This window comes from Flavobacterium sp. LK-23 (assembly GCF_058135255.1).
Genome location: NZ_JBYUVT010000002.1, coordinates 88822 through 101963, shown reverse-complemented (window position 1 = coordinate 101963; position 13142 = coordinate 88822). Strand labels below are relative to the sequence as shown.

Here is a 13142-nt window from a genome sequence, read left to right as displayed (position 1 = left end):
AAAGCATAAAAAAAACCTTGGGATAACCAAGGTTTTTTGTTTTATATCTCTTCAGTTTTATCTGCTCTTCATTGTTTAATGAAAGGAGGTAGCAATTGGCTAGAAACTTCTCCAAAACCAATTCTTACTTCCGTATTTTCACAGAATCCACGAATAATTACAGTGTCATTATCTTCGATAAATTTACGTTCGCTTCCGTCTTTTAACTTCAACGGATTTTTCCCTCCCCAAGTTAATTCTAGCATAGAACCAAAACTATCAGGAGTTGGACCAGAAATTGTTCCAGAACCCATCATGTCGCCAGAGTTTACGCGGCATCCATTAGAAGTGTGATGCGCTAACTGCTGACTCATTGACCAGTATAAATATTTGAAGTTAGATCTTGAAACAATAGTTTCTTCTTCTTGATTTTCAGGTTTTAAGGAAACTTCCAAATGAATATCAAAAGCTTTTTTTCCTTTGGTCTGCAAATACGGAAGTGGTGTTGGATCTTGTTTAGGACCCTTTGTTCTAAAAGGTTCCAAAGCATCCATAGTCACAATCCAAGGTGAAATAGAAGTCGCAAAGTTCTTAGCTAAGAATGGCCCAAGTGGCACATATTCCCATTTCTGAATGTCGCGAGCACTCCAGTCATTTAGTAAAACCATTCCGAAAATATAATCTTCAGCTTCATAAGTTGAAATATTTTCGCCCATTACATTTACATCTGTTGTAATAAAAGCAGTCTCTAATTCAAAATCTACTAAACGTGAAGCACCGAAAACAGGCGTGTCGTGTCCAGCTGGCAAAGTTTGTCCCATCGGTCTGTGAACTGGAATCCCAGATGGTACAATGGTAGAACTTCTTCCATGATATCCAACCGGAATATGAAGCCAGTTGGGCAACAAAGCATTGTCTGGATCTCGGAACATTTTACCCACGTTTGTAGCGTGCTCTCTACTAGAATAAAAGTCGGTGTAATCACCAATTAAAACAGGAAGTTGCATCTCTACATCTTCAATTTTAAATATAACAATATCTCTATGTTTTGTTGAATCTCTTAATTGTGGATTAGTTTCGTCGAATATATCTGCAATACGATTTCGAACTAAACGCCATGTTTTTTTTCCGTCAGAAATAAAATCATTTAGCGTATCCTGCATAAACATATCATCGGTTAATTCTATTCCTTCAAAATAGTTTAATTGCTGTAAAGCCCCTAAATCTATGGCGTAATCGCCAATTCGCGTTCCTACGGTAACGACATTTTCTTTAGTAAGAAATACACCGAAAGGAATATTCTGAATGGGGAAGTCGCTATTTTCTGGCACTTCTAACCATGATTTTCTACTGGTATCGTTGGCAGTTATTGGCATGTTTAATGTTAATTATTTGTTGAAAAATTACTTGTCAAATATATCATAATCTAGCAGTTTGACAAACGTTTTTTTGTATTTTTGCGTGAAATTAACGAAAAACAAAAAAATGCAACGCGACGAACAAATTTTTGATCTTATCCAAGAGGAGAAAGAAAGACAAATTCACGGACTAGAGCTTATTGCTTCTGAGAATTTTGTAAGTGATGAAGTAATGGCAGCAGCAGGGTCTGTTTTAACTAATAAATATGCTGAAGGTTATCCTGGCAAAAGATACTACGGCGGTTGTGAAGTAGTTGACGTTATTGAGCAAATTGCTATTGACAGAGCTAAAGAATTATTTGGCGCTGAATATGCAAACGTACAGCCTCACTCAGGTTCTCAAGCAAACACAGCTGTTTATCACGCTTGTTTAAATCCTGGTGATACTATTTTAGGTTTTGACTTATCTCACGGAGGTCACTTAACTCATGGTTCTCCAGTAAACTTCTCAGGACGTTTATACCGTCCAGTTTTCTACGGTGTAGATGCTGAAACTGGTCGTTTAGATTATGATAAAATTCAAGAAATTGCAACTAAAGAACAGCCAAAATTAATCATCGCGGGAGCTTCGGCTTATTCTCGTGATATGGATTTTGCTCGTTTCAGACAAATTGCTGACAGCGTAGGAGCGATCTTATTTGCTGATATTTCTCACCCAGCTGGTCTTATCGCAAAAGGATTATTAAACGATCCAATTCCACATTGTCATATTGTTTCTACAACAACTCACAAAACATTAAGAGGACCACGTGGAGGTCTTATTTTAATGGGGAAAGATTTCCCAAATCCACAAGGATTAACAACTCCAAAAGGAGAAATCAGAATGATGTCTTCATTATTAGACTTAGCTGTTTTCCCAGGAAATCAAGGTGGACCTTTAATGCATATTATCGCTGCTAAAGCGGTTGCTTTTGGTGAAGCTCTTAAAGATGAGTTCTTTACTTATGCAATGCAATTACAAAAAAATGCAAATGCAATGGCTGACGCTTTCGTAAAAAGAGGTTACAACATTATCTCTGGCGGAACAGATAACCATATGATGCTAATTGACTTAAGAAATAAAAATATTTCTGGTAAAGAAGCTGAAAACGCATTAGTAAAAGCTGAAATTACAGTAAACAAAAACATGGTTCCTTTTGACGATAAATCTCCATTTATCACGTCTGGAATTCGTGTTGGAACAGCTGCAATCACAACTCGTGGTTTAGTTGAAAAAGATATGGAAACTATCGTAGCTTTAATTGATAAAGTTCTTACTGATCATACAAATGAGGATGTTATCGAAGAAGTTGCTGAAGAAGTAAACGAATTAATGAGCGAAAGACCAATTTTTGCGTATTAATTAGTTTAAAGTTTAAGGTTTCAAGTTTAAAGTTTTGTAATGCGTAAATAAACGTATTACGAAACTTTAAACTTTTTTTCGTTTAGAAAAGAAACTTGAAACATGAAACAAAATAAACCTGAAACAAATTAAAAGACATGGGCGTATTAAGATTACAATTGCCAACCGACCCAAGATGGGTAAATATTGTTGAGAAAAACATTGAAGAAATCTTGACAGATCACGCTTGGTGCGAACAGAAAGCGGCAACAAACGCGATTACGATTATTACGAATAATTCGGAGCATCAAGATTTAGTAAAAGATTTATTGGCTTTGGCCAAAGAAGAAATAGATCATTTTGAACAGGTTCATAATATCATCATCAAAAGAGGACTAAAATTAGGACGTGAGCGTAAAGATGATTACGTAAACGAACTATATCAATACATGAAAAGAAGCGGTGACGGAAGTCGTGTTTCTGGACTTGTAGAAAGATTATTGTTCTCTGCAATGATCGAAGCTAGAAGCTGTGAACGCTTTAAAGTGCTTTCTGAAAATATTAAAGACGAAGAATTAGCCGTTTTCTACAGAGAATTAATGGAAAGCGAAGCAGGACATTATACAACATTCATTACCTACGCACGTAAATACGGAACTGGAATAGATGTTGAAAAGCGTTGGAGAGAATGGTTGGCTTTCGAAGAATCGATAATTACGAATTACGGAAAAGGAGAGACGATACACGGATAATTTTTTAAGTTTTCAGTCGCAGTTTTCAGTTTTCACGTTTGTCAGGCTGAGCGAAGTCGAAGCCCACGCAAAGTAAATCAATTGTTCAAAAGTTCAAGTTTTTGTTAATCTAAAATCTAAAGTCTACAATCTAAAATTCCTTACATTTGAGAGTAACCAAAATCTCGAACTATGAGAATAGAAATGGACCTGAAATTAGGATTTAAAGATGTAATGTTTAGACCTAAGAGATCAACGCTCAAAAGCAGATCTGAAGTTTCACTAGAACAAAATTTCAAATTTTTGCACAGTACAGCAAGCTGGACAGGAATTCCAATAATGGCTGCCAATATGGATACGGTTGGAACTTTTGAAATAGCGAAAGTTTTAGCAAAAGAAAAACTCTTTACAGCCATTCATAAACATTACACTTTAGAAGAATGGAATGCATTTCTAAAGAACGTAACTCTTGATTTTTACGATTATATTGCTGTAAGCACAGGAACAGGAAAAGAAGATTTTGATAGAATAGGTGCAATAATTACTGCAAATCCGTTGCTGAAATTTATCTGCATTGATGTTGCCAACGGTTATTCGGAGCATTTTGTACAGTTTTTAAAGAAAACCCGTAAACAATATCCCGATAAAATTATTATTGCAGGAAATGTAGTTACAGGCGAAATGACCGAAGAGCTTCTATTAGCGGGTGCTGATATTGTAAAAGTGGGAATTGGTCCAGGTTCTGTTTGTACAACTCGCGTTAAAACAGGCGTTGGTTATCCGCAATTATCTGCAATTATTGAATGTGCCGATGCAGCGCACGGTTTAGGTGGCCATATTATCAGCGATGGCGGCTGTTCAACTCCGGGTGATGTTGCCAAAGCTTTTGGTGCTGGAGCAGACTTTGTAATGTTGGGAGGAATGCTCGCAGGACACACAGAAAGCGGCGGTGAATTAATAGAAGTAAAAGGAGAAAAATTCAAACAATTTTACGGAATGAGTTCTAAAACTGCCATGGATAAACATTCTGGAGGCGTTGCAGAATACAGAGCAAGCGAAGGAAAAACAGTTCAAGTTCCGTTTAAAGGAGATGTGATTCACACTGTTTTAGATATATTGGGCGGAATAAGAAGCACATGTACTTATGTAGGAGCTTCAAGATTAAAAGAATTGACTAAGAGAACGACTTTCATCCGCGTAAGCGAGCAAGAAAATCAAGTTTTTACAAAATAAATATGATTAAAATTACCGAAGCATCAATTAAAGATATTGCTAAAATTCAAGAAATTGCAAATATAACTTGGCCAATAACTTATGGCGAAATTCTAACAGCAGAACAATTAGATTATATGTTAGATTTGATTTATTCTGATGAAGCTTTAACTAGACAAATTCACAATAAAGAACAATTGTTTTATTTGGTTTCGGATCCTGAATCTGTAATTGGTTTTATCGGAATTGAGCATCATTATAAAAATGAAGCCATTACAAAAATCCATAAAATATATCTTTTGCCTGAAACACAAGGAAAAGGTTACGGAAAAATAGTTTTTGAATCGATTGAAAAACTGGCCTCAGAGAATAACTCAAACGAACTTTTATTAAATGTTAACCGATTTAATACAGCTTTGAATTTCTACAAAAAACTAGGTTTCGAAATCAAAGAAACTTTGGATATAGAAATTGGAAATGGATATTTGATGGAGGATTATGTAATGGGAAAATCAGTCTCAAAGTAATTTTTTAGCATTATTGTCATTTCGACGAAGGAGAAATCTTCGCAAGGAACTCTACAAAGATTGGCAACTTTTCTGTGCGGAGCTACTTGTGAAGATTTCTCCTTCGTCGAAATGACAACTGTGCGTTAATTCACAATCACATCATGCTTAAACAATAATCCTTTCACTTCCTTCAAAGAAAAAACAGCTTTTTTCAATTTCGTTTTAGAAGGATCGATAGTATAATTATAACTTGTTTTAAAATCGGCTTTATTGGCGATAGCTTTGTTGAATTCGGAACGGTATAAATCGCAATTATCGAAAATTACGTTGGTTAAATCAGCGGCCATAAAATCTACCGCTATTAAACTGCAATTGGTAAACGGAGTTCCTTTTAATTTTAAAGTATAAAACTTAGAAAAGTCAAGGATGCAATCATTAAAGCGAACTTCAAAAATAAGCTTGTCACACATGGCAAAATTCACTTCTTTAATTTCGCATCGATTAAATGTTACGGTTCTAAAAGCGACATAATTAATTTTTGCTTCACTAAAAATACAGTCATTAAAAACACAATCGATAAAAGTAACGGCCAAAAAAGTGCAGGCAGAAAAGTTACAATTGTTAAAAACACAGCATTCGAAGTCTTTAAAATTTAAGTCATCTTTGGCGTAAACAATCGTATTGTATTCTTTGTCAAGAAAATATTCGCTTTCTTTTTTCAACCTTTTTCGATAATTATTTGAAGGTGAAAAGGTAATAATTTACCATAGAAAAATGCGAACAAATTATAAATGATTTTGATTCCATTCTCATTTTTAATCCATAAAATGCTGTAGCTTTACACTTATTTTTTAAGTTAAAACATATCAATTTTTATTATATGGAACCAACAAGAAAGGAACATGATTTTTTAGGAGAATTAGAAATTCCGAATCATTTATACTACGGAATCCAGACTTTTAGAGCTGTAGAGAATTTTAATATTACAGCAATTCCGATTTCAAAAGAACCTTTATTTATCAAAGCTTTAGGATATGTAAAAAAGGCTGCAGCTTTAGCCAACAAAGATTGTGGCGCTATTGATGCAAAAATAGCAGAAGCAATCTGTTACGGAAGCGATCAGGTTATTGGTGGTAAATTTGATCAAGAATTTGTGAGTGATTTAATTCAGGGCGGTGCAGGAACTTCTGTAAACATGAATGCAAACGAAGTTATTGCCAATATCGGACTTGAATATTTAGGTCATAAAAAAGGAGAATACAATTTCCTTCATCCCAATAATCATGTAAACTGTTCTCAGTCTACTAACGATGCATATCCATCGGCATTTAGAATTGCATTGTACTTGAAAATGGAAACTTTTATTAAAACTTTAGCTGGTCTAGAAGTTGCTTTCGCTAAAAAAGGCGAGGAGTTTAAAGAAGTTTTAAAAATGGGAAGAACACAATTGCAAGATGCAGTTCCTATGACTTTAGGACAAGAGTTTAAAGCTTACGCGACAACAATTGGCGAAGATATTCAGCGTTTGAAAAATGCTCAGGAATTATTGTTGGAAATTAATATGGGCGCAACAGCGATTGGAACAAAAGTAAATGCTCCAGAAGGTTATCCAGAAATCTGCGTAAAATATTTGGCAGATGAGGTTGGAATTCCTTTAACGCTTTCGCCAGATTTGATTGAAGCAACGGTAGATACAGGCGCTTACGTTCAGATTATGGGAACCTTAAAGCGTTCTGCGGTTAAGATTTCTAAAATCTGCAATGATTTACGTTTATTGAGTTCTGGACCAAGAACGGGTTTAAATGAGATTAATCTTCCTGCACGCCAACCCGGTTCGTCTATTATGCCAGGAAAAGTAAATCCGGTAATTCCAGAAGTCGTCAATCAGACTTGTTTTTATGTGATTGGGCAAGATTTAACGGTTACAATGGCAGCAGAAGCAGGACAATTGCAATTGAATGTAATGGAGCCTGTTATTGCTTTTGCGATGTTTACTTCGTTAGATTATCTTTCAAATGCGATTCAGACTTTAATTGATAAATGTATCAACGGAATCACTGCAAACGTTGACCATTGCTATAATATGGTTATGAATAGTATCGGAATCGTAACGCAATTGAATCCGATTATTGGTTACGAAGAAAGTGCAAGTATTGCTGGAGAAGCATTAAAAACGGGTAAAAGCGTGCATCAAATTGCTGTTTTAGAACGAAAACTAATTACACAGGAAAAATGGGATGAGATTTATTCTTTAGAAAATCTAATTCATCCAAAATTTATCACTAAATAAAAATAGCAATACTATAAATTAAAGCTGTCAATTTTTTGACGGCTTTTTTTGTTAAAATATTTTTAAATTATTTTGTTTTAGTGCTTAAGATGTTGAAAATAAGACTTATATTTACAATGAGCTTGATTTTATTTCTAAAACAAAACTTTGTAAATGGTACTTTTTTTTCAAAATAATGCCGTTAAGTACAAGTCTAAAATCTTAGGATTATTACTTCTTATTTCTTTTAATTTATCTGCTCAAGAGGAAATTAAAAATCCTGAAATTGAAACTCCAACAATCTGTCCTCCTAAAACATTATTTGATCTTTTTAAGAAAGATGACGATGCTTTGGTTGTTAAACCCACAAAGAACAATTTCTTTTTATTAATTCCCGCAATTGGTTCACAGCCTGCAACAGGTTTCTTTTTTGGTGCTGTGGCTCAGTATACCTTTAAAGGAAAAGAAGAAAAAGACAAATATTCAATTGCCAACGTAGGAATTACTTATACGGTAAAAAACCAGTGGCTGGTTAACATTAAAAACAATATTCTGCTGAAGAATAATAAAATCTTTCTGAGTGGAGATTATCGATTGTACTTATTTTCGCAGCCTAATTATGGTTTAGGAACCGATATTATTCCGCCCAGACGTGACCGCCCTTCAGGCTTTGGTGTAGATTCTCTTGCTCAGGCAATGGATTATAATTATTTGAAGTTTCATCAAACGGTTTCTTTTGAGGTCAAAGAGAACTACTATATCGGAGGTGGTATAAATATTGACTGGTATTCAAGGATACAAGATGAGGAATTGGATGTTGCAAACGGAAAATATACCTATCATTACGATTACAGCCAAAAATACGGATTTGATAATTCTGAATATTTTTTAAATGGAGTTAGCCTGAATCTGGTTCACGATTCTCGTGATAATCAGGTAAATGCGTCAAAAGGTTGGTTTGCCAACATAAATTATAGATTTAATCCTGTTCTATTTAATAATCAGGATTATAGCAATGTTTTATTTGCAGAATACCGTCATTTTATTCCTGTTTCTCATAAAAATCCGCATTATATTTTAGCTATTTGGACGTACGGGCAATTTGTGACTAGAGGAAAAGTTCCGTATTTAAATCTTCCTGCAATTGGCTGGGATCAACGGAGCAGGAGCGGAGAAGGGTATACACAGGGATTATTTAGAGGAAATGGGTTGGTTTATTTGTCTACAGAATTTAGGTTTCCCATTACATGCAATCAATTGTTAAGCGGTACGGTTTTTACCAATTTTGTAACCGCCAGTAATTCTGATAATGATTTAAAATTATTCAAATCAATACAACCAGCCGTTGGTGTTGGTTTGAGAATCTTAATTGATAAAGCTTCCAAAACAAATCTGATTTTGGATTATGCTTGGGGGAACAATTCTAAAGGATTCTATTTGAATGCTGGAGAGACTTTTTAATCTCAAAAATTAGGAATCAGAAACTTTAAGTGCAAAATAATATCAAAAAGCAGGCTATTGTGTCTGCTTTTTTGATTCTTCATAATTAAATCATAATTTGTTTTGATGTGCCAAATTATGTTAAATTGTATTCTTATTTTTGTTGTATATACAAACTTCTTAAGATGAAATTACTTATAGTTGAAGACGAACCAAATCTATTATCAATATTAAGAAAAGGATTTGCAGAAAATAATAATGAAGTAAGCGTTGCAATGGATGGTAAAACGGCTATGGAGATGATTCATAATTATACCTTCGATGTAGTGATTTTGGATGTTATGCTTCCTGATGTTAATGGAATTGAAATTTGCAGAAGACTTCGCGCAGCAAAAAACTTTGTGCCGATTTTACTTTTAACAGCTTTAGGAACTTCAGAAAACATTGTAACAGGATTAAATGCTGGTGCCGACGATTATTTGGTTAAGCCTTTTAAATTTGGCGAATTAGATGCCAGAATAAATGCGCTGTACAGAAGATCGCAACAGGAAACAGAAAAAATTGATACGATCACAATTGCTGATTTAGAAATAAACGGACGCGCCAAAACGGTTAAAAGAGATGGAGAAAACATCATTTTAACTGCCAAAGAATTCAAACTGTTATATTATTTGGCTAAAAATACAGGCAGAATCGTATCGCGCGATCAGATTTTGGATAATGTTTGGGATATTAATTTTGATATGAATACCAACGTTGTTGATGTCTATATTACATACTTAAGAAGAAAGATAGATAAGCCTTATTCGTCTAAACTTATTCATACCATGAAAGGTTTGGGGTATGTTATAAAACCATAATATGGATATTAGAAAAAAAATTACTTTTAATTATGTTGCCCTTTCTACCTTTAGTACTTCTCTATTGTGTATCATCGTGTTTTTCTTGTTTAGAGAAAACAATCGATATCATTTTTTGAAGCGTCTGGACGATAGAGCAAAAATTGTTTCTTCTATTCATTTTCAAAAAGACCCGGAAAAGATCAAATATTACAAGAACCTTAAAAAGAATGGTCTTGAAGAATTGATCGAGGAAGAGGAATATGTATTGAAAATCAACAGCCACAACAGTTTTGATTACAATACCAATCTAAATCTCCCAAACTCTTTTTATACCAATATTTTAAGAACAGGAAAAGATTCTTTTGAAAGAGATAACAAATATTATTTGGGACAGATTTTTCAAGAAAACAATCAAAAATATATTGTAATTGTTGGCGCGAGAGATCGAAAAGGAAAAGATACAACCGTTTACATTGTTAAAATTATGCTTTTTGGCGGAATCGGTTTTGTGATTCTGGCTTTTCTTTTAGGACGATTTTTAGCAAAACGCGTTGTCGATCCGGTGGCAAGGATTACGAAAGAAGTAAAAAGAATTAGTGCTTCTAATCTTCATAATCGTTTGCCTGAAGTTAAAAATTCTGATGAAATTTCAGATTTGACTAATACTTTTAATAACATGCTGGATCGTTTGGAAACTTCTTTCGAGATTCAAGCCAACTTTATTAATAATGCCTCTCACGAATTAAAAACGCCAATTACAACTATTATTGCCGAAGCAGAAATTATGCTGCTGAAAGAAAGAGAGCAACAAGAATATATAGAATCGCTACAAAACATCTACAGTCAGGCTTCAAGATTAGGAAACTTAACAGAAAGTTTGCTGAAATTGACTCAAACGGGTTATGACGGACAAAAACAAGTGTCTGATATTGCCCGAATGGACGAATTGTTATTGGATGTAAAATCAGATTTAGATAAAATTTATCCAGACAATCGCGTAAGCATTAGACTTAATTTTGCTCCAGAAGATTCTAATCTATTATTGCTGCCATGCAATAAACCGCTTTTAGAATTGGCAATTAATAATATTATTACCAATGGTGTAAAGTATTCTGATAATAATGAAGTGTTTGTGAGTCTTTCTGCTAATAAAGAAATGATTAAAATATCGATTAATGATATCGGAATCGGAATCCCGCCTGAGGATATTCCGCATTTGTACGAGCCTTTCTTTAGAGGTAAAATCGCTGCCAAGTATATAGGATATGGTTTGGGACTTCCGTTAGCATCTAAAATCATTAGAATGCATGATGGCGAACTTCAAGTGCAGTCGGAGCAAAATAAAGGAACAATCGTTACCATTATCTTTAAAAAAGGCAACATTAAAAAATCTAATGTTTAATTTTAGAAAATTCTAATTTTAGATTAATTAAGGTCTAATTTGCGGACAGTTATTTTGTAAGTATAAACTAAAAGATGTACTTATGAAAAACTTTCTTATACCTACGACTTTAAAAGATGATACAATCTCTGCTGTTAAATCTGCGGTGAATCAGTCCAAAAATACGGAATCAGAAATTATTTTAGTATTAGTTTCAGAAGCGCCCGATACGTTTTCTTCTTCTGGTTTTTTAAGAGAAATGAAATCTGGAATTACTAGAAGTCAGGAAGAAGTTCTAGAAACCTGTCGATATATTGTTGAACACACTTCAAACATAAAATTAAAAGTTCACAACCAATACGGACTTTCAGCACCAATTTTTAAAAGGCTAATTGAAGCTTTTTCAATCAAATTGGTCATTCTTACCCATTCTTATAAACAAGAAACCAAAAGAATTCATCAGTATTTGGTGCAATTGGCAGGAAATCAGAAATGCCCAATTCTACATTTAAGCACAGAGATTAATAAAGAAGTTTTCCATAAAGCACTTTACGTAGAAAATTCTAGTATGAACATTCATGTAAAAGATGTTCAAGATTTCTTGAGTGCCAATTTCTCTTTTGAGATTGTAAGTCAAACTGCCAGTTTTGAAGACGACTACGAAAAAGTCGCTCCGTTCTTATCAGAAGCCATTTCTAAACATAATATTGATATGTTGGTAGAAACCAGAAAAGGCGAAAAAATCAAATTTAAAAAATCGAAAAAAGAGAATGTCAATGAAAAACTAGGTCTTCCTGTTCTTTCATTATACGAAGAGATGGTTTGATTTCTGAGATTCTAAGTTCCTAAGACACTAAGTCTCTAAGCTTTTTAATTCTTAGCATCTTAGAAACTTAGCATCTTAGCCTCTTAAAAAATATTAATTTAATTTAAAACCGAAAATATGTTATTAAAGAAAAGAATACCAATGAAGTACGTTCTCGGGAAAATTAAAGTAGAAATTGTATTGGTATTAGCGTATACCATACTATTTGAGATTTTTCATCATTATTTCATCAATCTTCCTGTAGATATCCCGATTGCCATTCCGACCATGATCGGAACCATAATTTCCTTACTGTTAGCTTTTAAATCAAATCAGGCTTATGACAGATGGTGGGAGGCACGAATTGTTTGGGGCGCTGTTGTAAACGACTCCAGAACTTTGATTCGTCAGGTTTTAACGTTTTACGAAGATCCAGATTTCTCTGTTGAAGCAAGCGAATTCAAAGAAAATTTTGCTAAAAGGCAAATTGCTTGGTGTTACAGTTTAGGTCAGTCGCTTCGAAATAGAGATGCGATAAAACCGATTGAAGGCTTAATTAGCGAAGAAGAAATCAGATACATCAAAAATCATCAAAACGTTCCGAATGCAATTTTGATGCTACATGCAAGAGATTTACGAACTGCTAAAAACGAAAAGAAAATCAACATGTATCAGCAGGTTGAAATCGATAATACTCTGTCTAGATTATGTGATGAAATGGGGAAATGTGAGCGAATTAAAAATACGATTTTCCCAACAACATACAGTATGTACATTAGATTGACTTTGTGTTTGTTTATTTTTCTATTGCCTTTCGGACTAACGAGCGTTTTAAGCTGGTTTGCAATTCCGTTGATTACTGCTATTGGAGCTGCTTTCTTTTTGATCGAAAGAATGGCGATTCATTTGCAAGATCCGTTTGAAAACAGACCAACAGATACTCCAGTTACTGCAATTGCAAATACAATTGAAAAAAATATTAAACAAATGCTAAACGAATATCAAAGCGAATTTGATATCCTGAAAGAATTTGATTTAAAAGACGAGCCTAAGAAAGTCGAAAAAGACGCTTATTTTGTCTTATAACTATTTAATTTTGGTCTGCTTTTAATTGTTGGCTGGACAGTGTGTAGTTGCGCTGTCCAGTTTTTTTATTGTTATTTTGAAGCAATAAGGCACAAAAATATTTTAAATATAGCCAGCGGTTTCAACCGCTGGAACGCAAAGAATGGTAA

12 protein-coding genes are annotated in these 13142 nt (G+C 34.0%); 10 read left to right on the top strand and 2 right to left on the bottom strand.

All coding sequences use genetic code 11. From position 1 onward, the window contains the following. Positions 1–68 precede the first annotated feature (68 nt). A complete protein-coding gene (fahA, locus tag AC3Y25_RS03885) occupies positions 69–1355 on the bottom strand; it encodes a fumarylacetoacetase (RefSeq protein WP_379800225.1) in 1287 nt (428 codons plus the stop codon). A gap of 109 nt (positions 1356–1464) precedes the next feature. Here fahA and glyA point away from each other — a divergent pair, with 109 nt between their 5' ends. From glyA to AC3Y25_RS03865, 4 genes are all read left to right on the top strand, one after another. Beyond that, positions 1465–2739 (top strand): serine hydroxymethyltransferase, encoded by a 1275-nt coding sequence (gene glyA, locus AC3Y25_RS03880; protein ID WP_248726427.1) that lies wholly within the window; start codon positions 1465–1467, stop codon positions 2737–2739. A gap of 137 nt (positions 2740–2876) precedes the next feature. Then, positions 2877–3470, top strand: coding sequence for a MiaE family protein (locus AC3Y25_RS03875; RefSeq protein WP_012025392.1), 594 nt, complete (start codon positions 2877–2879; stop codon positions 3468–3470). Between the two features lie 171 nt (positions 3471–3641). Continuing rightward, positions 3642–4682: a GMP reductase gene (locus AC3Y25_RS03870; protein WP_489901804.1), complete on the top strand. Its 1041-nt coding sequence runs from the start codon at positions 3642–3644 to the stop codon at positions 4680–4682. Positions 4683–4684: 2 nt separating this feature from the next. Continuing rightward, complete coding sequence (locus AC3Y25_RS03865; RefSeq protein WP_489901803.1) at positions 4685–5188, top strand: GNAT family N-acetyltransferase; 504 nt, start codon at positions 4685–4687, stop codon at positions 5186–5188. Between the two features lie 125 nt (positions 5189–5313). Here the strand turns inward: AC3Y25_RS03865 and AC3Y25_RS03860 are convergent, their stop codons facing one another. Continuing rightward, a complete protein-coding gene (locus AC3Y25_RS03860) occupies positions 5314–5892 on the bottom strand; it encodes a pentapeptide repeat-containing protein (RefSeq protein WP_489901802.1) in 579 nt (192 codons plus the stop codon). A gap of 158 nt (positions 5893–6050) precedes the next feature. Between AC3Y25_RS03860 and aspA the strand changes: the two genes are divergently transcribed. From aspA to AC3Y25_RS03830, 6 genes are all read left to right on the top strand, one after another. Further along, positions 6051–7460, top strand: coding sequence for an aspartate ammonia-lyase (gene aspA / locus AC3Y25_RS03855; protein ID WP_489901801.1), 1410 nt, complete (start codon positions 6051–6053; stop codon positions 7458–7460). Between the two features lie 153 nt (positions 7461–7613). Next, positions 7614–8900: a BamA/TamA family outer membrane protein gene (locus AC3Y25_RS03850; protein WP_489901800.1), complete on the top strand. Its 1287-nt coding sequence runs from the start codon at positions 7614–7616 to the stop codon at positions 8898–8900. Between the two features lie 164 nt (positions 8901–9064). Continuing rightward, positions 9065–9739, top strand: coding sequence for a response regulator transcription factor (locus AC3Y25_RS03845; RefSeq protein ID WP_095927634.1), 675 nt, complete (start codon positions 9065–9067; stop codon positions 9737–9739). Between the two features lies 1 nt (position 9740). Then, complete coding sequence (locus AC3Y25_RS03840) at positions 9741–11123, top strand: HAMP domain-containing sensor histidine kinase (protein WP_248726433.1); 1383 nt, start codon at positions 9741–9743, stop codon at positions 11121–11123. 82 nt (positions 11124–11205) lie between these two features. Then, the gene (locus tag AC3Y25_RS03835; RefSeq protein WP_489901799.1) at positions 11206–11928 is read left to right on the top strand and encodes a hypothetical protein; all 723 of its coding nucleotides are present in this window, start codon (positions 11206–11208) and stop codon (positions 11926–11928) included. Between the two features lie 117 nt (positions 11929–12045). Next, positions 12046–12993, top strand: coding sequence for a bestrophin family protein (locus AC3Y25_RS03830; protein ID WP_095927631.1), 948 nt, complete (start codon positions 12046–12048; stop codon positions 12991–12993). The last annotated feature ends 149 nt before the right edge of the window (positions 12994–13142 follow it).